This is a genomic window from Micromonospora sp. NPDC005220 (assembly GCF_040607895.1).
GTDB lineage: Bacteria > Actinomycetota > Actinomycetes > Mycobacteriales > Micromonosporaceae > Micromonospora.
Genome location: NZ_JBEXHP010000091.1, coordinates 1 through 23,687 on the forward strand (window position 1 = coordinate 1; position 23,687 = coordinate 23,687).

The following is a 23,687-nucleotide window of genomic DNA, read 5'->3' on the forward strand; positions in this document are numbered from 1 at the left end:
CCGGCCGGCGGGCCCGGCGGCGGGGTCGGACCGGGCGCGGCCGGCGCCGCGGGGTGACGGCGGCGCACCAGGAGTACGCCCACCGCGGCGAGCAGCAGCAGGAGGAGGAGACCGCCGACGGCCAGCAGCCAGGGGAAGCCGCCGTCGTCTTCCTCACCGGCGGCGGCCGGCGAGGTGGACGGTCGAGGTGGCGCCTCCGCCACGGCCCGCAGCTCGGTCGGCTTCTCCTGGTTGGGATCGACCTTCCAACTGACCGAACGGCCGTTGACGGTGCCATTGCTGTCGATCACCCGGCCCGGAAATGTCACCGAGATCTCGAACGACATGAGTTTGAGGAACGCCTGTTGGTTTTGCGGATTCTGCTCGGCAACTTTCCCGCCATATTTCTTCGGATCGAGCGGCAGGGTGAAGCGGTACAGGTCGCCGTCCCTGACCAGTTTCACGCTCTCGGTGTCGAAACCGGCCAGCGGCGCCTTGCGGTAACTGATCTGGGAGCCGTAAAAAGTGTCGTCCTGGTAGAGGGTCTCTTCGCCGGCCGGTAGGGCGGGGACGTTCTGCCGCAGCTCCGCGAAGGCCACCGGGAGGTTCTTGTTACGTCCGCTCAGCACGGACTTCTGGGCGGTCAGCAGGAGCTGGCCGTCGACCGTGTCGTCGGCGTTGATGGTCAACCCCATGTTGAGTTGCATGCAGCCGCTCAGTACGGCGAGAAGCAGGAGGCACACCGCGACGCGGAGTGCCCTACCGCGGTTGACTCTCCTGTTCATGGGCTCAGTGTGTGTGATCGCTTTCACCATCAGCAGTCAGCGATCGGTCACAACGCAGTCGCCGATTGTACCGGCGCACTGTCGCCTTTGATTAGCTCCGACGACGAGCCGAATGACTATTCTGGAGCTTTGGGGCCACGACGGTTCCTCGTCGGCCATGGGCTGGTCGGAAGAGAATTGTCCCTGGCGTGCTCAGCCCGCCGGCGGCCGCCAGTCGGCGTAGCGGGCCATGCTGCGCAGGGCCACCCGGCCCGGGGTGAGCCGCAACGCGATGGTCCGCATCGCGAAGGCAACCGGGTTGTGCAGCTGCTGTCCGAACCGTCCAGCGACGTAGGAGGCACGGGCAACGGACTGACTGCGTGGTCGACGCTGCTCGTCGTACGCGGCCAGGGCGGCGGGCACTCCCTCGGCGCCCTCGGCGCAGACCGCGCCGAGCACCACCGCGTCCTCGATCGCCTGCCCGGCGCCCTGCCCGAGGTTGGGTGTCATCGGATGGGCGGCGTCGCCGAGCAGCGCCACCCGGCCCCGCACGTACGAGGGCAGCGGCTCGGCCAGGTGATAAATGTCGTTGCGCAGCACGACATCGGGTGGGGTTGCCGCGAGAAGTGCCGGGATGGGGTCGTGCCAGTCGCCGAAGCGCTCCCGCACGGCCGCCAGTTCGTCGGGGGCGTGGCCGCCGGGAGGGGCGTTCAGCGCGCCGTACCAGTAGAGCTGGCCATCGCCGATCGGTACCATGCCGAACTCGGCTCCCGGCCCCCAGGTGATGGCGGCCGGGATCGGATCGGGAAACGCGATGGCCGCCCGCCACGTCGTCGATCCGGCGTACACCGGGCCGGGGTGTTGCGGCCAGAGCTGGGCGCGGACCCGGCTGCGCAGGCCGTCGGCGCCGACCACCAGATCGGCCCTGAGGGTGTGCGCGCCGTCCGGGCCCTGGTAGCGCACTTCGGCACGGTCCGGGCCGGACTCGACGTGCTGGACCGTGGCGTTGGTGTGCAGGGACGAGGCGGGCAGGGCCTCGCGCAGGGTGCGGTGCAGCGTGGCGCGGTGCACGCCGAGCGCCGTGGTGCCCAGCTGCCTGATCATCTCCGAGGCGTCCACCCGGGACAGCCACCGCCCGTGCCGGTTGCGGATTCCACCGGGCGCCTCACCGTGTCCACCCCGGCGCAGGGCCGGGCCGAGGCCGAGGGCGTCCACCCCGCGCACGGCGTTGGCCATCAGGCTCAGGCCGGCGCCGACCTCGCGCAGCTCCGGGGCGCGCTCCAGCACGGTGACCCGCCAGCCGTGCCGGTGCAGGGCGAGCGCCGCGCACAACCCGCCGATGCCGCCGCCCACCACCACCGCGTGCGAGTCCATGTCGACCTCCTTCTACACCTGTAGAAGGGTGATACTACCTGCGGACCCAGGGAAGGGGAACTGCCATGACGGCGCGGGCGAACCGCATCGCGACGCTGACCGACGCCGCCATCGAACTGATCGCGGACGGCGGCATGCGAGCCCTGACCCACCGGGCGGTCGACGGCCGCGCCGGCGTGCCGCCGGGCACCACCTCCGCGTACCTGCGGACCCGTCAGGCGCTGATCGAGGCGGTGGTGGGACGGCTCGCCGAGCGGGACCGGGCCGACCTGGCGGCGTACGACCTGCCGACCGGTCCGCCACCCCCGACGCCCGCCCCCCGGCTCGACGGCGGCGACCTCGACGCGCTCGCCGTCGGCGTCGCCGAGGTGCTCGACAGGTGGTTGAGCACCGGACGCAGCCGGAGCCTCGCCCGCTACGCCTGCCTGCTGGAGGCGGTGCACCGGCCCGAGCTGCGCGGCATCCTGCAACACGGCACCGGGCTGCGGGTACAGGCCCGGGACCTGCTGACCCGGGCCGGAGCGACCGACCCCGAGCGGCAGGGCGACCAGTTCGTCGCGTTCGTGGACGGGCTGCTCTTCGACCGACTGGCCGGCGCGGGAGCGCTCAGCGCCCCACCGCCCGGCACCGAGGCCAGCCGCGCCGACCTGAGCGCCGCCGTCCGTACCCTGCTGCGCGCCCTCACCGGGAGCTGACCCGAACGGTGCGTGGGTCTGGTGGCGCGTGGGCCTGGTGGTGCGTGGGTCCGGTGGTGCGTGGGTCTGGTGGTGCGTGGGTCTGGTGGTGCGGGCCCGGCCTGCCGCTCCGGCCCGGGTCAGCGAGAACGGCGGCGCGCTGGCACCGGGCGCGTGGAGCAGCCCGGTGAGCAGGTCCGACCGGTGATGGGAGACGATCACCTCGGGATGCCGTGAGCCTCCGGTGTGGTACCTCGGTTCGGCCCTTTGGAGCTGAATCGTTTACGGCATCGCGCCCGATTCGTTTGCGGCATCGCGCCCGATTCGTTTACGGCATCAGCTCCAAAGGAGGAGCGGGCGGAGTGCGGTGGGCCGGCGGCGTGGTGCGGTGAGCATGCGGTGCGGTGCGGTGGCGTGGGGCGGTAGGGCGGTGGCGTGGTGGCGTGGGGTTGGCGGCGTGGTGCCGCGGTTGACGGCGCGGTGCGCTGGCGACGTGCTGACCGGACCGGACCGGACCGGACCGGACCGGGGCGGACCGGGGCGTGGCCGGACCGGACCGGGGCGTGGCCGGCTGGCTGGCTGGCGCGGGTAGGAGAGGTGGGGTGATGGTGCGGATCAGCGGCCTGCGGACGGCCGGGGGGCGGCTGCGGCACGGCTGGCGGCCGGTGGTGGAGGCGACCGCCGCGGCGACCGTGGCCTGGCTGCTGGCCACCCGGTTGCTCGGGCACCCGCAGCCCTTCTTCGCGCCGGCCGCCGCGCTGATCGTTCTCGGTCAGGCCCGGGGGGCAGCGCATCCGCCGAGCCGTCGAGGTCGTCCTCGGGGTCGCCGCCGGGGTGCTCGTCGCGGACCTGGTGGTGCAGGCACTCGGCCCGGGCAGCACCTGGACGGTCTTCACCGTCATCCTGCTCACCGTCCTGCTCGCGGTGGTCTTCGGCGCCACCGGCGTGACCCTGGTGCAGGCGGCCGTCTCCGCGCTCTACCTGGTGGTGGTCGCACCGCCGGACGGGTCGTTGGTGCCGTTCCGCTTCGTCGACGCGCTGATCGGCGGCGTGGTCGCGCTCGCGGCCAGCCTGCTGGTCGACGCCCGGCATCCGCTGGCCCCGCTGGTCGCCGAGGTGCGGCGGACCTTCGACGAGTTGGCCGGGCTGCTGTGCGGGATCGCCGATGCGCTGGACGACCGCGACGAGCCGGCGGCGGTCGCCGCGCTGAGGCAGGCGCGGGGGATGGACGCCCGGGTGGACGGGCTGCGCGACGGAGTGCTGGCCGCCGGTGAGGCGCTGCGACTCAACGTCCGTCGACGTCAGCATATCGGTCGGCTGCGCTCGGTGGACGAGTCGATCCGGCAGATCGACTACGTGGTCCGCAACGTCCGGGTGCTGGCCCGTGCGGGGGTGACCCTCAGCCGGCTGAACACCCCGGCTCCGCCCGAGTTGGGGGCCGCCCTGCGGTCACTGGCCGAGGCGGTCCGCCAGGCCGGTGCCGCCCTGGCCGCCGACCTGGACGGGCAGGAGGAGGTTGCCGACCGGCACGCCACCCGGGCCGACGAGTCGGCGTTGGCCGCGGTGCACACCGCCGGGCAGCTCTTCGGCGCCACCCAGACCCTCCCGCTAGCGATGATCATTGGGCAGGTCCGGGCCACCGCGATCGACCTGCTGCGGGGCGTCAACCCGGAGGACGACGCCGCCATCCTCGCCCGCGTCGACGACGCCCTCGGCCTTCCCCCGGTCTGACGTCCGCGGTGATCAGGGGTGGTTCACTGCCGGTGGGGGACGGGCGGTGAGCCAACTGGTGGCCGAATCGCGAATGGCGGTGGGGATGTCGTGGCCGCCGGGGAACTCCTGGTAGGTCACCTCGTAACCGAGGTCGTGCAGGTGCGGGACGAGGCGGCGGCTGCACACGTCGATGGGCAGCACCCGGTCGTCCACGCCGTGCGAGATGAAGATCCGTGGCCGACCGTGGGTGACCGGTGGCGCGGCGAAACCGGGGGAGAAGGCCAGCACCGCGTCGAACAGATCCCCGTTCGCCAGGCCCAGCGACAACGCGTACGAGGCGCCGTCGGAGAAGCCGCCGAGCGTCACGTCGGACACCGGGTAGGTGTCGAAGACGGTCGCCAACAGCCTGTCGATGCGCCCCACGTCCGCCCCGAAGCCGCCGGCGATCAGGTCCCAACTGGCCGCCGACGAGTCCGGGGCGACCAGCAGCAGGCGCTGCGCGTCCGCGACCGGCAGCAGCAGGTCCAACCCCTGTCGCGCCGAGCCGCCCGCACCGTGCAGGAGCAGCACCAACCGGTACGCCGAACCGTCGGTCGCCGGCTCCGGGGCGTACCCCAGGGCCAGCCGGTGACCGTCGGGCCCGGTCATCGGCACGAGGCCGGTGCGGCCCGGCGCCACCGGCGGGTGGCGGCGTGCGGTCAGCCGGCCGTCCCGGGGGTTCGGCGCCGGGTCCCAGCGCGACGGCGCGGAGTCGGACACGGGTCGGGGCTCCTCGCGGTGGACGAAAGGTCCGACGCGGTTACCCGGCCCGTCCGGTGTTAACCGTCAGCGGGGCTCAGGCGCTGGCCCGCGCCACCAGGGCGGACGGGAAGAGGGTCACCGGCGCCGCCGGGCGCCCGTCCAGCAGAGCGGTGGCCGCGGCCACCGCGATCTGCCTGACCGGATGACTCGCCGTGGTCAGCGCCGGGGCGGTCATCCCGGCCAACGGGATGTCGTCGAAGCCGGCCACCGCGACGTCGCCGGGCACCCGGGCACCGGCGTCCCGCAGGCCGGCGATCACCCCGAGCGCGGTGTCGTCGCTGATCGCGTAGATCGCGTCGATGTCCGGCCAGCGGCGCAGCGCCTCGCCGGCCGCCGCCCGACCGCGCGCCGCCCGGAAGTCCCCGGGCAGGATCCGCTCCGGCAGGCCGGCCTCGGCCATCAGCCGGCGGTACGTCTGCACCGGGCGTTGCGCGCAGGGCAGCCACCGGGGGCCGGTCACCATGGCGATCCGGCGGCGACCCGTGGCGTACAGATGGCGCAGCACCGCTTCGGAGCCGGCGGCGTTGTCGACGTCGAACGACGGCACGGTCGCCGAGCCGACACCGATCGACACCACCCGACCGCGCAGCGACGGGGGCACCGCCGCCAGCAACTCCTCGGTGGTGTTGACCAGGATCACCCCGCACACGCTGCGATCCCCGTCGAGTTGGTCGAGGCTGCGGGGGTCGCCGAACGGCAGCCAGTGCAGCGCCACGCCGACACCGGCGGGCGTGCACACCCGGGCGGCCGAGCCGACCACCTGGTGCACGTAGGGGTCGTCCAGCACAGCGGCGCTGGTCCCCAGAACGGCTACCACCAGGCGGACACCGCCGCCGCCGCGGACCAGCGCCCGGGCGGCCGGGTTGGGCACGTAGCCGAGCTGGTCGACGGCTGCGGTGACCAACTCCCGGGCGGCCGGCGAGGCGAACCCCGTGCCGGCGATAACCCGCGAAGCCGTGGACCGGGAGACCCCGGCGACCCGGGCCACGTCCTCGAGCGTGGCCGGTCGCTGTGCCGCTGTCGTCATCGTCGCCTCCCGCGGCGGCCCGTCCGGTCGGGCCAACGCCTGCTCACATCATGCCCCGGCCGAACCAGCAGCGGTAAGGGGCGGTTGCCGGTTGTGGTGGTAGCGCTCTCAGGTGTGCGATCGTGCCAGCAGATCACCCCGAGAAAGAGGAACAGCCCTCGTGAGCGCCCCCACCAGTCGACCGGTAGCCCCGGACATCGCATCGCCGACCCTGCGGACGGTGCGGCTCGCCCGCAACGGCGTCGCTGTCACCTTCACCCTCAACGGGCTGGCCGTCGGTAGCTGGTTCTCCCGCGTCCCGGCGGTCCGGGAGGCGTTGGACCTCTCCGCCGGCCGACTCGGGCTGCTGCTGCTGGCGATGAGCGTCGGCGCGCTGCTCGCCATGCCCACCTCCGGCCTGCTCGCTCAGCGCTTCGGCGCGGCCCGCACCGTCACCATGGCCACCGTGCTGGTCGCGGTCGGCCTGACCGTGGCGGGGTTGGGTGCCACGATGACCGGGTCGTTCGCCATCGTCGCGCTGGGGTTGGTCGCCCTCGGCTACGGCTCCGGCGCCTGTGACGTGGCGATGAACGTCGAGGGCGCGGCGGTGGAACGGCGGCTGGGCCGGACGATCATGCCGCGTTTCCACGCGGGGTGGAGCCTCGGTTCGGTGGCCGGAGCGGCGCTCGGCGCCGGGGCGGCCCGGTTCGACGTGTCGGTCGGCGCGCATCTCGTCGCGGTGGCGGTGATCGTGCTGACCGGCACCGCGCTCGCCGCCCGGACGTTCCTGCCGGTGGGCAGCGATCACACCGGCGACCCGGCGGACACCACCCCGGCCGCCCGCCGCCGGGCGCAACTCGCCGCCTGGCGGGAGCCGCGCACCCTGCTGATCGGGTTGTTCGTGCTGGTGGCGGCGTTCACCGAGGGCGCCGCCAACGACTGGCTGGCCGTTGCGTTCATCGACGGGCGGGACCTGAGCGAGGCCGCCGGCGCGGCGGTCTTCGGCGTCTTCGTGGTGGGCATGACCGTCGGGCGTACCGCCGGCACCATCGCGCTTGACCGGTGGGGTCGGGTGCCGGTGCTCAGCGGCACCATCGGGCTCGCCGTGGTCGGCGCCGGCCTGGCCGTGCTGGCGGGCTCCGGGCCGGTGGCCGTCATCGGCGTCGCGCTGTGGGGCCTCGGTGCGTCGCTGGGCTTCCCGGTCGGGATGAGCGCGGCGGCCGACGACGAGGCGCACGCGGCGGTGCGGGTGAGCGTGGTCGCGGTGATCGGCTACACCGCGTTCCTCGGTGGCCCGCCGTTGCTGGGGCTGATCGGCGATCAGGTCGGCACCCTGCGCGCGTTGCTGGCGGTGCCGCTGCTGCTGCTGCCGACACTGCTGCTGGTGCCGGTGCTGCGTCCGCCGCACGCCGCCTCACCCGCCATCAAAAACTAACCCACATCATCGCCGAGCGGTATCGGGTGCGTGGCCGACTGCGTCGCGCACCCGTGCTGGTTACGGTCTCCCGATGCCAACCGACGAGATCACCGCCGCAGCGGCGGGCAGCTGGACCCTGGGCGATCGCATCGTGCACCGGATGGGCTTCGGCTCGATGCGGATCACCGCGAACCCCGATCGGGGCCGGGCCGTCGCCCTGCTGCGCCGCGCCGTGGAGCTGGGCGTCAACCACATCGACACGGCCGCGTTCTACGTGTCGCCCGGCGGCACGCTGCGCGTCGGCACCGGCCCGGCCCGCTACGCCACCGAGCTGATCCGCGCGGCGCTCGCCCCGTACCCGGAGGACCTGGTGATCGCCACCAAGGTCGGTTTCGGGTACGACCCGGAGACCGGCTTCACCGAGGCGTACACCCCGGCGCAGTTGCGGGCCCAGGTGGAGGAGAACCTTCGCCGGCTCGGCCGCGACCAGCTCGACGTGGTGAACCTGCGCCTCGGCCGGGGGCCGGGCCCGGTGCCGCTGACCGATCGGTTCGGCGCGCTCGCCGAGTTGCGGGCCGCCGGGCTGATCCGGCACCTCGGGCTCTCCAACGTCCGGCCCGAGCAGTTGGACGAGGTGGCCGGCATCGCACCGGTGGTCTGCGTGCAGAACAACTACGGGGTTGACGCCTACCGGGAGCAGGACGACCTCGTCCGGCTCTGCGGCGAGCGGGGCATCGCCTACGTGCCGTTCTTCGCGCTGGCCGGCAGAGGGCGGGAGGCGGGCGCGAACGCCGCGCAGGGCGAGGCCGTCGAGGCGGTCGCCCGCGCGCACGGCGTCACCCCGCAGCAGGTACGCCTCGCCTGGACCCTGCACCAGGGCCCGCACGTGCTCGCCATCCCCGGCACCGCGGACCCGGACCACCTGGCGCAGAACGTGGCGGCCGGTGCGCTGCGGCTGACCCCTGAGGATCTGACCCAGCTCGGTTGACCGCCCACCCGGGCACCGCTCAGGCCCGCACCACGTGTACGACGATCTCCTGGCCGTCGCCCACGGTGCCGGCGAAACCCTCCGACAACGCGTCCACCACGGTCAGCTTGAGCGCGAGGGTCTCGTGCGCGATGAGCTTCTGATGCGTGGTGATCGCTGCCGCCACCTCGGCGGGCGCGGCGATCGACACCGTGATCCGGTCGGACACCTCGAAGTCAGCGTCGCGGCGAGCCTGCTGAACGATGCGGACCACGTCGCGGGCGACGCCCTCGGCCGCCAGTTCGGGGGTGATCTCGGTGTCCAACGCGATCGTCGCGCCGCGCTGGGACTCCACCACCCAGCCGGTGCGCGGCACCTCCGTGATCAGGATGTCGTCCAGGCCCACCTCGACCTGCGCACCGTCGACCGACAGCGGGTACGTCCCGTTCGCCCGGACGCCGTCGACCAAGTCCCGGGGGGCCACGGCGGCGATGGCCTTCGCGACGTGCTGGGTGCGGTTGCCGAACCGGCGGCCCAGGGTCCGGAAGTTCGCCTTGACCCGCACGTCGATGACCCCGCTCTGGGGATCGAGCGGCTGGAGGGCCTTCACGTTCAACTCGTCGCCGATGTCGTCCAGCAACGCCTGCGGGAGCACGGTGCCGGCCGGCAGCCCCACGAGCGCCCGGCTCAACGGCTGACGGATCCGCAGACTGCTCGCCTTACGCGCGGACCGGCCCGCCTCCGCCAACGCCCGCGCCGCGGCCACCTGGGCCGACAACTCCGCACTGATCAGAGTGGTGTCGGGGATGGGCCAGGTCGCCAGGTGCACCGACTCCGGGGCCGACGCGGCCCCCCGCCGGACGACCTGCTGCCACACCTCCTCCGTGACGAACGGAATGAACGGCGCGAGGAGTCGGGTGAGGATGTCGAGGCACTCGTACAGGGTGGTGAGCGCGTCGGGGTCGCCCTCCCAGAAACGCTGCCGCGACCGTCGCACGTACCAGTTCGACAGATCGTCGATGAAGTCGGCGAGCAGTCGGCCGGCGCGCGCCGTGTCGTAGTTCTGCATTCGTTCGTCCACGGCGGCCGCGAGGGCGTGCACCTCGCCGACGATCCACCGGTCCAACACCGGTCGCTGGGCGACAGGTTGCGCCAGCTGCGGCGCCCACGTCGAGTTCGCCGCGTAGAGGGAGAAGAACGCCGCGGTGTTCCAGTAGGTCATCAACACCTTGCGGACGATCTCGTCGAGTGGGCCGGGCCCGACCCGGCGCGGCGACCACGGTGAGCCGGAACAGGCCATGAACCAGCGCACCGCGTCCGCGCCGTGCGTGTCCATCAGCGGGATCGGCAGCAGGATGTTGCCCAGGTGCTTGCTCATCTTGCGGCCGTCTTCGGCCAGGATGTGCCCGAGGCAGACGACGTTCTCGTACGGGGACCGGTCGAAGACCAGCTTGCCCACCGCCATCAGCGTGTAGAACCACCCTCGCGTCTGGTCGATCGCCTCGCAGATGTACTGGGCCGGGTAGCTGCGCTCGAAGATCTCCTTGCTACCCGGCACGTGCGGGTAGCCCAACGACGCGAACGGCATCGCCCCGGAGTCGTACCAGGCGTCGATCACCTCGGGGACCCGGGTGGCGGTGCGGCCGCAGTCCGGGCAGGCAAAGGTGATCTCGTCGACGTACGGGCGGTGCGGATCCAATTCGGACAGATCAGCACCGGCCAGCTTCCCGAGCTCGGTACGGGAACCGACAGCGGTCACGTGGTTGTCCGGGCACCGCCACAGCGGCAGCGGGGTACCCCAGTACCGGGAGCGGGACACCGCCCAGTCGATGTTGTTCTTCAGCCAGTCGCCGTACCGGCCGTGTTTGATGTGCTCCGGGAACCAGTTGGTGTTCTCGTTCTCCCGGGTCAGCTCGTCGCGTACCTCGGTGGTCCGGATGTACCAGGACGGCTGCGCGTAGTACATCAGCGGGGTGTGGCACCGCCAGCAGTGCGGGTACGGGTGCTCGAACGGCTCATGCCGGAACAGCCGACCGGACGCCCGCAGACGGTCGATGAGCAACGCGTCGGCGTCCTTGAAGAACACCCCACCGACCAGGTCGATGCCGTCGTTGAACCGTCCGTTCGGGGCGACCGGGTTGACCAACGGCAACCCGTACGCGCGGCAGACGGCGAGGTCGTCCGCGCCGAACGCCGGCGCCTGGTGCACCAGGCCGGTGCCGTCCTCGGTCGTGACGTATTCCGCGAGGACCACCCGGTGCGCGTCCGGGATGTCCACCAGGTCGAACGGCCGCTCGTACCGCAAACCCTCCAGGTCGGACCCCGGTACGGTCGCCAGGATCTCCGCCTCCTCGCCGAGGACCCGCTGGGTCAGCGGTTCGGCGACGACGAACGTGCCCCGCTCGGTGCGGGCGACCGTGTACGTCACGTCGGGATGGACGGCCACGGCGGTGTTGGACACCAGGGTCCACGGGGTGGTGGTCCAGATCAGCAGGTCGACACCGCTGTGCCCGGCTACCTCCCCGCGCAACGGGAACCGCACGTACACGGAGGGGTCGGTGACTGTCTCGTACCCCTGCGCCACCTCGTGGTCGGACAGCGTCGTGCCGTCGCGGGTGCAGTACGGCGCGACCCGGAAATCCTCCACCAGGCGCCCGCCGTCGTGGATCTGCTTCAGCGACCACCAGACGCTGTCCACGTACTCCGGGGACATCGTCTCGTACGGGTGCTCCAGGTCGATCCAGTAACCCATCCGCTCACTGAGCTGGACGAACTCGTCGACGTGCCGAAGCACCGAGGTGCGGCAGCGGGCGTTGAACTCCGCGATGCCCATCTTCTCGATGTCGGGCTTCCCGCCGAGCCCCAGCTCCTTCTCGACCGCCAGCTCGACCGGCAGACCGTGACAGTCCCAGCCGGCGCGGCGCGGCACCGAGAAGCCCCGCATCGTCCGGTACCGGGGAAAGAGGTCCTTGAAGACCCTCGCCTCGATGTGGTGGGTGCCCGGCGTGCCGTTGGCGGTCGGCGGTCCCTCGTAGAACACCCACGGCGTGCCGTCGGCCGTCTGCTCCAGACTCCGGCGGAACACGTTGTTGGCCTGCCACCACTCGATGACCGCACGGTCCAGCCCCGCAAAATCGAGTTTGGTGGGCAGTGGCATGAATGGCGACTTCGATGGACCGTCCGGCACCGACGTTCTCCCTACACTCCGCATCCGCTCGCGCGGGCATCAGCTCACTGCCCACCCGGGGACGAAGCGCCAGGCGTATGGCCAGGACTCCGCGGTACCACCCCGCTTGCGCCTCGATGGTGCGGGCGCCGCTCAATTCTGCGACGTGACGTGCCGCTACGTCCGGTTCTACCGGGGCTGTCAAGCTGCCCGTTCTTCCGGAGGCTCCCCGGTGATGGCCGGATCGGTGCCGATGCCGTCCAGCATAGCTGTCCGGGCGCGGCGCCAGTGGCCGGAGTGCTAGGCGTGCAACCAGATGCGCAGCGGACCGGTGGTGGTGAAGCCGGCGGAGAGCGCGGGGGCCAGGTCCGGGATGGTTTCGTAGCCGACCAGCGGCGCGTGGGGCACTGTGGCGCACACCGCGCGCCAGATGTCGCGGGCGTCGCCGCCGCGGGTGAACAGGTTGGAGACGCCGTACGGGCCGTCGCCGCTGAGCACCGCACCGCCGGTGAGCACACCCCGATCGTCGTGGCGGGCGAGCACCCGTACCCGTGGGTCGGCCAGGAGCGCGGGGCGGAACACCTCCCCACCGCCGTGTGCCGCCGCCCAGGCCGCCAGGTCGTCGGGGGTGCTGACCGGGACCAGCGGTGTCTCGACAGGCGGTGCCAACGGCGGCCGGTGGATCCACTGGGCGTCAAAGAGCACCCGGAACCCGTACCCGGACAGGTCGAGGTCGGCGAAGCTGTCCTTCACCGACGCGCCGGGCCCCGCGTCGAACCGGGCCAGCAGGGCCTCGGCGTCGACGCCCGGTCGCACTGTGACCGCGTCCGGGTACCACTGTGGCGACCGGTGGGGGACCGACCAGGCGTCGGCGTCGGTACGGCCGGGCAGCCCGTGGCTGCCGCAGACGATGTCGCACCATTCGGCGTTGTTGCGGGCCGCCGCCACCCGCTCGTCCTCCAGCACGTCCGGCAGCCTAGGCGGCCCTGGGCGCCGGCTCACCGGGCGTAGACCAGGTCCATTGTGTCGGTGTGCCCGGACCAGCTCAGGTCGAGGCGCCAGCAACCGGCCTGCGGCAGGTCGATGATCGACGGACCGGGGCCGCCGGCTACCTCCCGGATCACCCGGGTGTCGGTGCCATCCAGCCTTGCGGTGATCACCAGGGTTGCCGGTGCGGACGGGTCGGGCGAGGTCGTGGCGGCGCGGGCCACCCAGAGGATCTTGTTGTTCGATCCGTCCGTCCGGACCTGCCGCAGCGGGTGGGCGAACAGCACCGCCACGATGTCACCCTTGGCGCCGAAGACGTGCGGCACCCGCGCGTCCCCGCTGAAACCGGCGTCCGCCCAGTCGGGCAGGGACCCCGTCTCCACCCGCGAACCGCAGCCCGTCGCGGTGCTCGCCGCGTTCGCCGTGGTGGCGGCAGCGGTGGTGGTCGTCGCGGCTGTGGTAGCAGCCGGTGCGGCCGCCCCGCCGCTGGCCGTGGTCGTGCACCCCGCCAACAGGACCACCGATGACACCAGCATCAACCTGCCCCGTGAACCCATCCGCACTCCTCCGGTACACCGGCCGCCACCTCGGGCTGGAACAGACCGAGCGGCGGCGAATCGTCGTGTCTTCAGGACACCGGCCGACCCCGCGCGGTTCCCTAACGCAGCGAGCGGGCGATCTCGATCGCCTCGGCCTTGGTGAGGTCGCCCTCCAGCCGGTAGCTCACCTCGTTGTCCTGCCAGATCAGCGTGGAGGCGGCCAGGCGGGCGGTCTCCCGGCGGATCCCGCCCGCCCGGTCCACGTAGGACAGCACGTGTGGGCCGTCGACCCAGACGGCGAAGTCGCCGTTGACCTGGACCCAGTTCGCTCCCGGCGGGCTGACCTCCTTGTGGAAGGCCAGGTCGAGGTGACCGTCGAACGCGTCGACGCGCAGCGCGCCCCCGTCGTAGAGCAGCGTCGCCACCCGGTACCTGCCGGTGGCGTCCGGGTCGGCGACCAGCACCCGTTCGGGTGGGCCCAGCTTCGCCGGCAGGCGGATCGGGAACCGCACCGCCCGCTGCGCCTCGTCCAGCGCGACGGCCCGCTGTCCGGGCAACGGCGACGCGGTGCCGCCGGCCGGCGTCGGGGCGGGCGCGGTGGCGATGCTGACGCCGGCGAAGCGCAGCAGCCCGGTGACGACGTCGGCGATGGCGGCCCGCGTCGGCGGCACCACCGCCACCACGATCAGGGCGACCAGCGCCGCGGCGACGATCGAGCGCCACCGGCGCGCGGGCCTGCTGAGGCGTACCCGGACGCGGGCGGTCACGTCGGGCGGATCGGGGATGTCCAGCCAGGCGGAGAGGTCACGCAGTTCCCGTTCGAGGTCACCCATGCCGGACCTCCTCCCGGTCGAGCAGGCTGCGAAGCTTCGCCAGGGCCCGGGAGGTGCGCGACTTCACCGTGCCCCGGGGCCAGCCCAGCGCCGCCACCGTCTCCTCCTCGGTGAGATCGAGGAAGAACCGGCAGACGATCACCTCGCGGTCGCGTACCGGCAGTTGCCGCAGGGCCTGCACCAGCGACGCCCGGCGCTCCCCGGCGAGGACCGCGCCGACCGCGTCGTCCTCGGCGACCTCGGACGTCGGGTCCGCTGCCGCCGCCCGCAGCACGAGCCCGTCGCGCCGTCCGCGGGAGCGGTGCAGGTTGCGGGTCTCGTTGGCGACGATCGCCAGCAGCCACGACCGGAAGGACGCGTCGCCCCGGTAACGGGACAGCTTCCGGTACGCCTTCACAAACGCCTCCTGGATGACGTCCTCGGAGTCGGAGCCGGCGCCGAGCAGCACCGCCGTCCGGTACGCGGACGCGGTGTGCCGGGCGACCAGGAGGTTGTACGCCTCCAGGTCACCTGCCCGAGCGCGGGTGACGAGCGCCTCGTCGTCCAGGGGAGCCTCCGTTCGCATCACCCACATGACACCGCCCACCCGCCGCCGGTTCCACCCGGATCTCCCGAGGCAGGTCAGCTTTCTCCCATCCGGCGTGCAGGGTATTGCCAGGAATCGGTGCTGCACTGGAGGGGCGTCGAGGAGAGGGGCGGGCATGAGCTGGTTCAATCGCCGGTCACGGGGTGCCGAGGCGACCCCGACGAAACTGGACCGGGAGGCGACCCGCGACGATCTCGCGGCGCTGGAGGAGTTCGTCGCCAGCCGGCAGGGGGTGGAGTTCTACCTGGAGCCGGAGACGACCGCGACGGACACCACAGTGGTGGCGATCGCCCACGACGGTGAGTGGATCCGCCGCCGTACCGGAACGCCCCGCGCGGCCGGGGCCATCGCCCGCAAGCACGCGGTGCCGTTGTACGAGGCGGCGCGCACCGGCTACCCGGAGCGGATGCGGACCTGGAGCCGGGCCCACCCGGAACGCCACGCCCGCTGAACGCCCGCTCCGCCGAGTTTCCGGCCGTCAGGATCGGTGCGGGTGGGCCGGCGCAGGTTCGTGGAAGGCGGTCGCGCGGGCCTCCATCCGCCGGAATTCGGGCGATGCCACAGTTCGTATCGTCGCGGCGAGCACGAGGGCGCAGAGACCCGCCCCGCCCCAGAAGACCGCTCGTACGCTGACCAGTTCCGCGGTCAGGCCGGCGACCAGAGCCCCGAGCGGCATCGATCCCCAGCTGGTCAGGCGGCTGACCCCGCTGTAGCGCCCCATCATCTCATCGGGCACGACGAGCGCGCGCAACGAACTGTAGGTGACGTTCCACGCGCCGGAGCCGGCGCCGCCCAGGACGGTCGTCACGGCGATCAGCCGGGGGGACGAGGTGACCGCTGGTGCTGCCAGCAGCACGGCGAAGCTGGCCATTGACGCGGCGAGGACGACCCGCCGTCCCAGCCGGCGGGTGAGCGCGGGCGCGGCGGAAGCTCCCACGACGCCACCCACTCCCAGGGCTCCGATCAGCAGGCCGTACTCCGCGCGGCTCAGGTTCATCGGTCCGGGTGCGATCGCGTAGACGACGAGGACCGCCATCCAGGCGGCCCAGCACCCACTCGCTGCGCCGGCCACCAGCAGCAGGGTCCGCAGAATTTTTGCCTGCCACACGTATTGGATGCCCTCCCGAATGTCGGTGCGGAGGCCCGGAGCGTTCGTCGCCGGTCCGGGGCGACCGCTGCTGCGGTAGTGACCGGTCATGACGGCCAGGGCGAGTAGCGCGCCCGCGTAGCCGACGCCGCCGGCGCCGAGCGCGACAGCCAATCCAGTGGCGGCTAGCAGGCCACCCAGCGGGGGCCCGATGAACTCGTTGGCCGCGGTCTCGGTCGCGGTCAACCTCGCGAACGCGGCCTCCATGCGGTTGCGGGGCACGACCATCGGCACAACCGACATCCGGGTGGTGTCGGCGAAGACCTCGGCGGTGCCGAGGAGCAGCGCCACCGCGTACAGGCCGGCCAGCGGAAGGACGTCCAGGACGAGGGCACCCACGAGTACGGCGAGAACCAGGGTGCGCGCGGCGGCCATCGTCATGATCAGGTGCCGGCGATCCGCCCGGTCGGCGAGGGCACCGGCGGGCAGTGAGAACAGCAACCAGGGCAGGGTGTTGGCCAGGGTGGCGGCGGCAACCAGAGCGGGGGAGTCCGTCATCGAGACGGCCGCCAGCGGCAAGGTCAACTTGACGACGCCGTCTGCCAGGTTGGTGACCGCGGCACCGGCCCACAGCGCCGTGAAGTTCCGCGCGCGCACGGTCGTCGGGGTGCCTGGCTGGGTGTCGCTGTGCATGTCCCGGAGCTTGCGACATCCCGCAGCGCCTCCCTAGAGTTTCGACTGGAGGCGAAACATGGCGGTGTTCCTGGTCGACGCCGAAGTGATGGCGCAGGCCCGTTTCGGCACTTCGCAGCTCACCGAGACGTTGGCGGCACTGAATATCCTGCGCCGGGGTCAGCCGCTTCCGTGGCATCGGGCCTGGCGCGACCAGCATGTCGACGCCTTCCAGGGCTATCTCGACGGTGACCCGGTGACCCGGGCCATCCTGGCGCACGCCATATCGTCCTCCTGGATGGCTGACTTTCTGACGGTGCCGCCCGCCCGTCCGGACCTGACGTTGGACGACGAGCTCGTGGAGCTGGAGTCGCTGCCGGACGACCGAATTCGTGCGGATCTGGCCCACGTACGTTCGCCGCTGGCCCCGGAGTTGCGCTGTTCGGGGTTGGCGAGCCGGACGGCCGCCCTGGTGCGGTGGGTCTGGTGTCACACGATCGAAGCGGACTGGCCGCGCCGGCAGTCGGTGCTACGTGCCGATGTGGTGTCCCGGATCTCCCGCCTCGGCAGGGACGGATGGTCGGGGGTCATCAACGACATGCGGCCGGGCATGCGCTGGCTGGGCAACGGCCGGCTGCAGGTCGAGGAGCGGCCCTACCCACCGTCCGACGTGCGGGGCGGGACGTTGACGTTCTTCGCGGCCCACTGCCGGGGAGGCTGGATCTCCTGGAGGTTGCCCGACCGCTTCGGGATCGTCTATCCGGTGACGGGGATCTTCGCCGAGGCGTCTCTCACCACACCGGATCCTCTGCGCCGCCTGCTCGGGACCGCACGGAGCAGGGTTCTGGTGCAGGCGGCCGAGCCGGTCAGCACCACGGCCGTGGTCGCCGCGACCGGACTGCCGCTCGGCACGGTCGGTGGTCACCTGCGCGTGCTGACCGAGGCCGGTCTGCTTCAGAAGCGCCGGTCGGGTCGGGAAGTCCTCTACTGGTGGACGGATGCGGCGCGGGCGCTCGTGGCCGGAGCCTCATCGTTCTGACGGGGCACATGGTCCCAGTAGTGGGTGTGCGCGGGGCCCTGGCCGGCGTCGATCATCACACTCCCCCGGACCATCGGCGCAGGCCAGATTGCCTCCAGCCGCCCTTTGCTCTGCTTACCCATGTGCACCGGTGACGCTGCGTGCCTGGTGCATATAGATAAGCAGAGCAAAGGGCCGCAGACATTGATGTGGGCATTGCGTCGCGCGCAGCAGCGCGGGCACCGATCGCCGAATCTCGATTAGTGGCGTCCGTCTGGCGGGGCCGGGCTGGCGTTGACCGGCGGCGGAGGGGTGTGGCAGCATTCGCGGCCTGACGGCAGTGAAGGAAGTCGGTGCGAATCCGACGCGGTCCCGCCACTGTCACCGGGGAGTGATCCCCCCTCGTGCGCCACGGCCGTGTGTCTGCGGTTGGAAGGCCGGGGGAGAGCGTCGATCCGGAAGCCAGGATACTTCGGCCGTCGGGACGTACCCCAGGGCGTGGACACCCGAGGAGGACCCGATGACGCATGGCGTCTCGCGCACCGACGAGCACCGTCGTACCCCGAGCGGCGGTCCCGCCGCCGCGCACCGATCCGGCCGCACGATCGCGCCGGCATCCGGGCTCTGGGGCCCCGTTCACCGCTGAGGTTCGCACTTCGCTACCCGTCGCCGCCGGTCTCGCGCCGGTGAGCCGTCCGGGTCGCGGCGTCCGCTGAACCCCGCGCCCACCCCCACGTCGTCGCCGAATCGCTTCCGCGAGCGCGCTGACGTTACCGTCCGGAGCCTGCCGTGCGCATTCTGCTGCTGTCCACCGCCGACACCGACCTGCTGGCCGCCCGCGCCAGCGACGCCGACTACCGGTTGGCCAACCCCGCGCGAGTCACCGTCGAGGAGGTGCCCGCCCTGCTCGACGGGGTCGCCCTCGTCGTCGTACGCCTGCTCGGCGGTCGGCAGGCGTGGCCGGACGGCCTCGCCGCGGTGCTCGCCACCGGCGTGCCGACGGTCGTGCTCGGCGGTGAGGCACTACCCGACGCGGAGCTGATGGCCATCTCCACAGTGCCGTCCGGGGTCGTCACCCAGGCGCTGGCGTACCTGGTCGAGGGCGGTCCGGACAACCTGGGGCAGTTGGCCCGGTTCCTCTCCGACACGGTGCTGCTCACCGGCGAGGGGTTCACCCCGCCCGCGCCCACCCCGGCGTACGGCGTGCACGGCGAACACCCCGTCGACCCGGGCCGGCCCACCGTGGGGATCGTCTTCTACCGGGCGCACGCTCTCGCCGGCAACACCGGTTTCGTCGACGTGCTCGCGGACGCGGTCCACCGGGCCGGCGGCAACCCGTTGCCGATCTTCTGCGGCTCGCTGCGCGGGCTGACCGCGAACACCGGCCCGCTCGGGCTCTTCGCCCGCTGTGACGCGCTGCTGGTCACGGTGCTCGCCGCCGGCGGCGCGGTGGCCGCGGACGCCTCCGGTGGCGGTGACGAGGACGCCTGGGACGTCGGCGCCCTGGCCGCCCTGGACGTGCCGGTCATCCAGGCGCTCTGCCTCACCAGCACCCGGGCGCAGTGGGCCGACAGCGACGCCGGGCTGTCCCCGTTGGACGCGGCGATGCAGGTGGCCATCCCCGAGTTCGACGGCCGGATCGTCACTGTGCCGTTCTCGTTCAAGCAGATCGACGCCGACGGGCTCTCGGTCTACGCCGCCGACCCCGAGCGAGCCGCCCGGGTCGCCGGGATCGCGGTGCGCCACGCCCGGCTGCGGTACGTGCCACCCGCCGACAAGCGGATCGCCGTGGTGCTCAGCTCGTACCCCACCAAGCACTCCCGGGTCGGTAACGCCGTCGGGTTGGACACCCCGGCCTCGGCGGTCCGGCTCTTCGCCGCGCTGGCCGAGGCCGGCTACGACCTGGGGAACGCGCCACCGCCCCAGGACGGCGACGCGCTGATCCACGCGCTGATCGCCGCCGGTGGTCACGACGTGGAGTGGCTCACCCCGGAGCAGTTGGCCGCCGCCGAGGCCCGGATACCGGGGCAGACGTACCGGCGCTGGTTCGACCAGGTCCCGGTCGAGCTGCGCGAGCGGATGCGGGAGCACTGGGGTGAGCCGCCCGGCGAGCTGTACACCGAGGGCGGCGACATCGTGCTCGCCGGGCTGCGCTTCGGCAACGTGGTGCTGCTGATCCAGCCGCCCCGCGGCTTCGGGGAAAACCCGATCGCCATCTACCACGACCCGGACCTGCCGCCGAGTCACCACTACCTGGCCGCGTACCGCTGGTTGACCGCGCCGGTGACGGACGGCGGCTTCGGCGCGGACGCCGTGGTGCACCTGGGCAAACACGGCACCCTGGAGTGGCTGCCCGGCAAGGGCCTCGGTCTGGCCGCCGGCTGCGCGCCCGACGCGGTCCTCGGCGACCTGCCGCTGGTGTACCCGTTCATCGTCAACGACCCCGGCGAGGGCACCCAGGCCAAGCGGCGGGCGCACGCCGTGGTCGTCGACCACCTGGTGCCGCCGATGGCCCGCGCCGAAACCTACGGCGACCTGGCCAAACTGGAGCAGCTGCTGGACGAGTACGCGACAGTGCAGGCACTCGACCCGGCCAAGGTGCCCACCGTGCGAGCCCAGATCTGGGACCTGGTGCGCGCCGCCGAGCTGCACCACGACCTGCACGCCGAGGCGATGCCCGACCCGGACGACTTCGACGACTTCGTGCTGCACCTCGACGGGTACCTGTGCGAGGTCAAGGACGTGCAGATCCGCGACGGGCTGCACATCCTCGCCGACGCTCCCACCGGCGAGGCGCGGGTCAACCTGGTCCTCGCGGTGCTGCGCGCCCCGCAGATCTGGGGCGGCGCCCGCGCCCTGCCCGGCCTGCGGCAGGCCCTCGCCGTCACCTACGGGCTCGACGAGCAGGAGTTGCTCGCGGCGCCGGGACAGCGACTGGCGCTGCCGCCGGCGTTGACCGACGTGGTGGACGGGCCGGCCGGCACCGCCGCCGACGCGATCGACCTCATCGAGGCCCTCGCGCGGCGGCTGGTCGTCGGCATGGAGACCCTGGACTGGGCCGTGCACGCGATCGACGCCGTGGTGACCGAGGTGACCGGCCAGCCGCTCCCGGACGTCGCCGCGGTGCTGCACTTCGCCGCCACCGAGCTGGTACCCCGCCTGGACCGGACCACCGACGAGCTGTCCCACACCCTCGGCGCGTTGGACGGAAGGTTCGTGCCGCCCGGCCCGTCCGGCTCACCCACCCGGGGCCTGGTCAACGTGCTGCCCACCGGCCGCAACTTCTACTCCGTCGACCCGAAGGCCATCCCCAGCCGCAACGCCTGGGACGTCGGGGTGGCCCTCGCCGACTCGCTGCTGGCCCGGCACCTCGCCGACACCGGCGGGTACCCCCGCTCGGTCGGGCTGACCGTCTGGGGCACCAGCGCCATGCGAACCCAGGGCGACGACATCGCCGAGGTGCTCGCGCTGCTCGGTTGCCGGCCGGTGTGGGACGAGCGGTCCCGGCGCGTCACCGGCGTCGAGGTGGTATCGACCGCCGAGCTGGGCCGGCCCCGCGTCGACGTCACGGTGCGCATCTCCGGCTTCTTCCGGGACGCGTTCCCGCACGTGGTGGCGCTGCTCGACGACGCCGTCCGGCGGATCGCCGCCCTGGACGAGCCGGACGAGGAGAACTACCTGCGGGCGCACGTCGCCGCCGACCTCGCCGAGCACGGTGACGAGCGGCGGGCCACCGCCCGGATCTTCGGCTCGAAGCCCGGGGCGTACGGCGCCGGTCTGCTGCCGCTGATCGACGCCCGGACCTGGCGCAGCGACGCCGACCTGGCCGAGGTGTACGCGGTGTGGGGCGGCTACGCGTACGGCCGGGGCCTGGACGGTCGGGAGGCGCGCAAGGACATGGAACGCTCGTTCGCCCGGATCGCGGTGGCGGTGAAGAACCAGGACACCCGCGAGCACGACATCGTCGACTCCGACGACTACTTCCAGTACCACGGCGGGATGGTGGCGATGGTCCGCCACCTCACCGGCACGTCCCCGCAGGCGTACGTGGGTGACTCGGCGATGCCGCACGACGTACGCACCCGCACGCTGGGCGAGGAGACCCGGCGGGTGTTCCGCGCCCGGGTGGTCAACCCGAAGTGGATCGCTGCGATGCGCCGGCACGGCTACAAGGGCGCGTTCGAGCTGGCGGCCACCGTGGACTACCTGTTCGGCTACGACGCCACCGCCGGCGTGGTCGACGACTGGATGTACGAGCACCTGGCCGCCGGGTACCTCTTCGACGACACCACCCGGGAGTTCCTGGAGCAGTCCAACCCGTGGGCGTTGCGCGGCATCACCGAGCGGCTGTTGGAGGCCGCCGACCGGGGGCTGTGGGCCAAGCCGGAGCCGGCCACCCTCGACCGCCTCCGCGACACGTACCTGGCCAGCGAGGGTGACCTGGAGGACCGGGCGTGAGCGCGAGGAGTGAGCCGGTTTTGCGAGCCCCGCAGTCGCGAACGAAAGAAGGCCCAGCATGACCGCGACCTACCCGTTCAGCGCCGTGCTCGGCATGGCCGACATGCGGCTCGCGCTGCTGCTCAACGCGGTCTCCCCGGCGATCGGCGGGGTCCTCGTCCGGGGCGAGAAGGGGACCGCGAAGTCGACCGCCGTGCGGGCTCTCGCCGCGCTGCTGCCCCCGGTGCGCCGGGTCGCCGGCTGCCGCTTCGGCTGTGACCCGGCCGAGCCCGACCCGGCCTGCCCGGACGGCCCCCATCCCGCCGGGGCCGCCGCCGAGACCCACCCGGCGCGCCTCGTCGAACTGCCGGTGGGCGCCGCCGAGGACCGGGTGGTCGGGTCGCTGGACCTGGAGAAGGCGCTCGGCGAGGGCGTACGCGCCTTCGAGCCGGGCCTGCTCGCCGCCGCGCACCGGGGCGTGCTCTACGTCGACGAGGTCAACCTGCTGCACGACCACCTGGTCGACCTGCTGCTCGACGCGGCGGCGATGGGACGCAGCCACGTCGAGCGGGAGGGCGTCTCGGTCAGCCACGCCGCCCGGTTCCTGCTGGTGGGCACCATGAACCCGGAGGAGGGGGAGTTGCGCCCGCAGCTTCTCGACCGGTTCGGGCTGACCGTGGAGGTGAACGCCAGCCGGGACCCGGAGATCCGGGTGGAGGTGGTCCGCCGCCGGCTCGCCGCCGACGCCGACCCGGTCGGGTTCGCCGCCCGCTGGGCCGACGCCGACGCGGAGATCGCCGCCCAGGTGGCCGCCGCCCGCCGCCGGCTTCCCGGGGTACGCCTGCCGGACGCCGCCCTGCGGCAGATCGCCGAGGTGTGCGCGGCGTTCGACGTGGACGGGATGCGCGCCGACATCGTCACCGCCCGCACCGCCTTGGCCCACGCCTCCTGGCATGGCCGGGACCGGGTCACCATCGACGACGTCCGGGTGGCCGCCCGGCTGGCCCTGCCGCACCGCCGCCGCCGCGATCCGTTCGACACCCCCGGCCTGGACGAGAAGCGCCTCGACGAGGCGTTGCAACGCGCCCAGGACGCCCACCCCGACGACGACGGCCCGTACGACGACGGCCCGGCCGGGCCGCGCCCCGACGGCCCGGACCCGGACGATGGCGGCCGAGGCGGCAGCGCCGGCGGCCAAGGCGGCTCCGGCGGTACGGACGGCTCCTCCGGCGCGGACGGCGACGCCAGCGGGCATGGTCGCGATGGGAGCGGCCCGCATGCTCGTGGTCCCAACGGCAACGGCCTCGATCACGCCGGCGTGGACGGTCGGGACCGACACAGGCCCAGTAGCAGCGGGGACGAGCGTGCCACCGGCGAGGCCGAGTGGGGCAGCGGCCAGAACTCACGCACCGCCGACTTCGGCGCGGACGGGGACCGGTCGGGGATGGACGGCCGGGGCGGGCGCCGCAGGCGGGCCGAGGCGGGTGAGCCCAGCGGCGCCGGCGACGACCGGGAGTGGGACGGCGGAGCGGTGGCCGTACCCCGGGGTGGCCTGCGGGCCCGGCTGCTCACCGCGCCCGGCGTGGGCGACGGGGTGCCCGGCCGGCGGTCACGTGCCCGCACCGGACGCGGGCGGACGACCGGCGCGCGGCTGCCGGCGGGCCGGG

General features: G+C 72.8%; 18 protein-coding genes and 1 riboswitch. Of the genes, 8 read left to right on the plus strand and 10 right to left on the minus strand.

The genetic code is table 11. The features are described 5' to 3' along the window. Positions 1 to 764 (minus strand): DUF3153 domain-containing protein (locus tag ABZU52_RS25185; RefSeq protein WP_354973441.1); only part of this gene is annotated, 764 nt, incomplete at its 3' end. A gap of 192 nt (positions 765 to 956) precedes the next feature. Continuing rightward, positions 957 to 2,117, minus strand: coding sequence for an FAD-dependent oxidoreductase (locus ABZU52_RS25190; protein ID WP_354973442.1), 1,161 nt, complete (start codon positions 2,115 to 2,117; stop codon positions 957 to 959). Between the two features lie 65 nt (positions 2,118 to 2,182). Between ABZU52_RS25190 and ABZU52_RS25195 the strand changes: the two genes are divergently transcribed. Further along, positions 2,183 to 2,812, plus strand: a complete 630-nt coding sequence (locus tag ABZU52_RS25195; RefSeq protein WP_354973443.1) for a TetR family transcriptional regulator — start codon at positions 2,183 to 2,185, stop codon at positions 2,810 to 2,812. 813 nt (positions 2,813 to 3,625) lie between these two features. Further along, positions 3,626 to 4,522 carry a hypothetical protein gene (locus ABZU52_RS25200; RefSeq protein ID WP_354973444.1) on the plus strand — a complete coding sequence of 299 codons (897 nt, stop codon included), beginning with the start codon at positions 3,626 to 3,628 and terminating at the stop codon, positions 4,520 to 4,522. 12 nt (positions 4,523 to 4,534) lie between these two features. On the opposite strand, the gene ABZU52_RS25205 is transcribed toward ABZU52_RS25200, so the two are convergent. Continuing rightward, positions 4,535 to 5,263: a phospholipase gene (locus ABZU52_RS25205; RefSeq protein WP_354973445.1), complete on the minus strand. Its 729-nt coding sequence runs from the start codon at positions 5,261 to 5,263 to the stop codon at positions 4,535 to 4,537. A gap of 76 nt (positions 5,264 to 5,339) precedes the next feature. Then, positions 5,340 to 6,332, minus strand: a complete 993-nt coding sequence (locus tag ABZU52_RS25210) for a LacI family DNA-binding transcriptional regulator (RefSeq protein ID WP_354973446.1) — start codon at positions 6,330 to 6,332, stop codon at positions 5,340 to 5,342. A gap of 160 nt (positions 6,333 to 6,492) precedes the next feature. On the opposite strand from ABZU52_RS25210, the gene ABZU52_RS25215 reads away from it, so the two are divergent. After that, positions 6,493 to 7,746 (plus strand): MFS transporter, encoded by a 1,254-nt coding sequence (locus tag ABZU52_RS25215; RefSeq protein WP_354973447.1) that lies wholly within the window; start codon positions 6,493 to 6,495, stop codon positions 7,744 to 7,746. A gap of 73 nt (positions 7,747 to 7,819) precedes the next feature. After that, positions 7,820 to 8,716, plus strand: a complete 897-nt coding sequence (locus tag ABZU52_RS25220; RefSeq protein WP_354973448.1) for an aldo/keto reductase — start codon at positions 7,820 to 7,822, stop codon at positions 8,714 to 8,716. A 19-nt stretch (positions 8,717 to 8,735) separates the two neighbouring features. Here the strand turns inward: ABZU52_RS25220 and ileS are convergent, their stop codons facing one another. The 5 genes from ileS to ABZU52_RS25245 all read right to left on the minus strand — a co-directional run bounded on the left by ileS (position 8,736) and on the right by ABZU52_RS25245 (position 14,785). Then, complete coding sequence (gene ileS, locus ABZU52_RS25225; RefSeq protein ID WP_354973449.1) at positions 8,736 to 11,852, minus strand: isoleucine--tRNA ligase; 3,117 nt, start codon at positions 11,850 to 11,852, stop codon at positions 8,736 to 8,738. Between the two features lie 309 nt (positions 11,853 to 12,161). Further along, a complete protein-coding gene (locus ABZU52_RS25230; protein WP_354973450.1) occupies positions 12,162 to 12,827 on the minus strand; it encodes a hypothetical protein in 666 nt (221 codons plus the stop codon). 32 nt (positions 12,828 to 12,859) lie between these two features. Continuing rightward, complete coding sequence (locus ABZU52_RS25235; protein ID WP_354973451.1) at positions 12,860 to 13,405, minus strand: hypothetical protein; 546 nt, start codon at positions 13,403 to 13,405, stop codon at positions 12,860 to 12,862. A 101-nt stretch (positions 13,406 to 13,506) separates the two neighbouring features. Beyond that, positions 13,507 to 14,220: a hypothetical protein gene (locus ABZU52_RS25240; protein WP_354973452.1), complete on the minus strand. Its 714-nt coding sequence runs from the start codon at positions 14,218 to 14,220 to the stop codon at positions 13,507 to 13,509. After that, positions 14,213 to 14,785: an RNA polymerase sigma factor gene (locus ABZU52_RS25245; protein ID WP_354973453.1), complete on the minus strand. Its 573-nt coding sequence runs from the start codon at positions 14,783 to 14,785 to the stop codon at positions 14,213 to 14,215. Before ABZU52_RS25245 ends, ABZU52_RS25240 begins: the two co-directional genes overlap by 8 nt. 136 nt (positions 14,786 to 14,921) lie before the next feature. On the opposite strand from ABZU52_RS25245, the gene ABZU52_RS25250 reads away from it, so the two are divergent. Then, a complete protein-coding gene (locus tag ABZU52_RS25250) occupies positions 14,922 to 15,257 on the plus strand; it encodes a hypothetical protein (RefSeq protein ID WP_354973454.1) in 336 nt (111 codons plus the stop codon). 27 nt (positions 15,258 to 15,284) lie between these two features. On the opposite strand, the gene ABZU52_RS25255 is transcribed toward ABZU52_RS25250, so the two are convergent. Continuing rightward, complete coding sequence (locus ABZU52_RS25255) at positions 15,285 to 16,586, minus strand: MFS transporter (RefSeq protein ID WP_354973455.1); 1,302 nt, start codon at positions 16,584 to 16,586, stop codon at positions 15,285 to 15,287. Between the two features lie 58 nt (positions 16,587 to 16,644). On the opposite strand from ABZU52_RS25255, the gene ABZU52_RS25260 reads away from it, so the two are divergent. The 3 genes from ABZU52_RS25260 to ABZU52_RS25270 form a co-directional block, all read left to right on the plus strand. Further along, the gene (locus tag ABZU52_RS25260) at positions 16,645 to 17,604 is read left to right on the plus strand and encodes a helix-turn-helix domain-containing protein (protein WP_354973456.1); all 960 of its coding nucleotides are present in this window, start codon (positions 16,645 to 16,647) and stop codon (positions 17,602 to 17,604) included. A gap of 322 nt (positions 17,605 to 17,926) precedes the next feature. Beyond that, positions 17,927 to 18,056, plus strand: a riboswitch (cobalamin riboswitch). Between the two features lie 316 nt (positions 18,057 to 18,372). Beyond that, positions 18,373 to 22,041: a cobaltochelatase subunit CobN gene (gene cobN, locus ABZU52_RS25265; RefSeq protein WP_354973457.1), complete on the plus strand. Its 3,669-nt coding sequence runs from the start codon at positions 18,373 to 18,375 to the stop codon at positions 22,039 to 22,041. 58 nt (positions 22,042 to 22,099) lie between these two features. Next, a partial coding sequence (locus ABZU52_RS25270; protein ID WP_354973458.1) for an ATP-binding protein occupies positions 22,100 to 23,687 on the plus strand: 1,588 nt, incomplete at its 3' end.

Coding starts and splice junctions, on each gene's coding strand:
- ABZU52_RS25190 (WP_354973442.1), bottom strand. CDS start 2,117: ATGGACTCGCACGCGGTGGTGGTGGGCGGCGGCATCGGCGGGTTGTGC.
- ABZU52_RS25195 (WP_354973443.1), top strand. CDS start 2,183: ATGACGGCGCGGGCGAACCGCATCGCGACGCTGACCGACGCCGCCATC.
- ABZU52_RS25210 (WP_354973446.1), bottom strand. CDS start 6,332: ATGACGACAGCGGCACAGCGACCGGCCACGCTCGAGGACGTGGCCCGG.
- ABZU52_RS25220 (WP_354973448.1), top strand. CDS start 7,820: ATGCCAACCGACGAGATCACCGCCGCAGCGGCGGGCAGCTGGACCCTG.
- ileS (WP_354973449.1), bottom strand. CDS start 11,852: ATGCCACTGCCCACCAAACTCGATTTTGCGGGGCTGGACCGTGCGGTC.
- ABZU52_RS25235 (WP_354973451.1), bottom strand. CDS start 13,405: ATGGGTTCACGGGGCAGGTTGATGCTGGTGTCATCGGTGGTCCTGTTG.
- ABZU52_RS25240 (WP_354973452.1), bottom strand. CDS start 14,220: ATGGGTGACCTCGAACGGGAACTGCGTGACCTCTCCGCCTGGCTGGAC.
- ABZU52_RS25245 (WP_354973453.1), bottom strand. CDS start 14,785: ATGCGAACGGAGGCTCCCCTGGACGACGAGGCGCTCGTCACCCGCGCT.
- ABZU52_RS25250 (WP_354973454.1), top strand. CDS start 14,922: ATGAGCTGGTTCAATCGCCGGTCACGGGGTGCCGAGGCGACCCCGACG.
- ABZU52_RS25255 (WP_354973455.1), bottom strand. CDS start 16,586: ATGCACAGCGACACCCAGCCAGGCACCCCGACGACCGTGCGCGCGCGG.
- ABZU52_RS25260 (WP_354973456.1), top strand. CDS start 16,645: ATGGCGGTGTTCCTGGTCGACGCCGAAGTGATGGCGCAGGCCCGTTTC.